The organism is Aminobacter sp. P4_D5 (assembly GCF_056401815.1).
In genome coordinates this window covers 1-650 of the sequence record NZ_JBFUIP010000860.1, presented here as the reverse complement: position 1 = coordinate 650, position 650 = coordinate 1, and the positions used below count along the sequence as shown (strand labels likewise).

1 protein-coding gene and 1 pseudogene are annotated in these 650 nt (G+C 68.5%); both read right to left on the bottom strand.

Annotation, left to right across the window (positions count from 1 at the left end; all coding sequences use genetic code 11):
- A pseudogene (locus tag AC1DWF_RS35440) lies at positions 1 to 178 on the bottom strand (Zn-dependent hydrolase); the annotation flags it as partial.
- Positions 179 to 195: 17 nt separating this feature from the next.
- The coding region (locus AC1DWF_RS35435; protein ID WP_476843140.1) for a M20/M25/M40 family metallo-hydrolase at positions 196 to 650 on the bottom strand (455 nt) is incomplete at its 5' end.

Here is a 650-nt window from a genome sequence, read left to right as displayed (position 1 = left end):
CGGTAAGCGTCAGCCCGACCGCCTCGCCCCACTTCTGGAAGAGCGCGCGGCCTTCGGCATCCACATCGGTCAGCGTCTGGCGGTTGCAGCCGCCCTTGGGCGTGCCGCCGATCCGGGCCATCTCCATCAGGCTGTCCCAGAGGCGGGCGCCCGACAGCGGCAGGTTGGTCTGGCTCATGTCTTTGTGCGTCCGATTCACGCTCCGCTCCTCGCCTCCGGCTGCGGGGCTACCCGATCGGGCGCAGCCTCCACCCCGCACCACTCCGCGATGCTCAGCGCGATGGTCCGCGTGACGTTGTGGATGCTCTCGATGGCGACGCTCTCGTCGATGCCGTGCACCTCCTGCGCGTCGGGGCCGAAGACGAAGGCCGGCGTGTCCTGGTAGAGCTTGAAGTGCCGGGCGTCGGTGAGGCCGAGGATCGACATGCCCGGCATTTCGTTGCCTGTCGCATCCGAATAGGCGTGGCGCACGGTCATCGCGATGGCATCGTCGCTGGACAGTTCGCAGGCATCCGCCATGAAGCCCTTGAACTCCACCTTGACCTGCGTGCCGCGCAGCCGCTCCTCGCTCGCGGCCTTGGCCACCAGCGCCTCGATATCGGCCTTCACCTGGCGCGCGGGGTAGCCGAGCATGACGCCCACGCGCATCC